At 49.1% G+C, this 267-nt stretch carries 1 protein-coding gene; it reads left to right on the forward strand.

Annotated features, from left to right (window positions below):
• A partial coding sequence (locus R0J87_RS20995; protein WP_498888687.1) for an ABC transporter permease occupies positions 1-267 on the forward strand: 267 nt, incomplete at both ends.

A 267-nucleotide genomic window follows, 5' to 3' on the forward strand; every position in this document is an offset into this window, starting at 1 on the left:
CCAATAAGTTACAACAGCTTGGTGCAGCCACCATAAACAGTATTACCGGCTTTGGCCGCGCAGGCCTGATGCTATTCGGTGCTTTGCTTGGTAAACCGGATTTCCGTAAAGGATTTCCGCTGCTGGTTAAGCAGCTGTATGTTATCGGGGTTTTGTCGCTACTGATCATACTGGTGTCCGGCTTGTTTATCGGCATGGTGCTGGCATTGCAAGGGTATACTGTATTGGTCAAGTTTGGTGCAGAACAAATGCTGGGACCTCTGGTTG

It is taken from the genome of Halomonas sp. SIMBA_159, assembly GCF_046536035.1.
GTDB lineage: Bacteria > Pseudomonadota > Gammaproteobacteria > Pseudomonadales > Halomonadaceae > Vreelandella > Vreelandella venusta_A.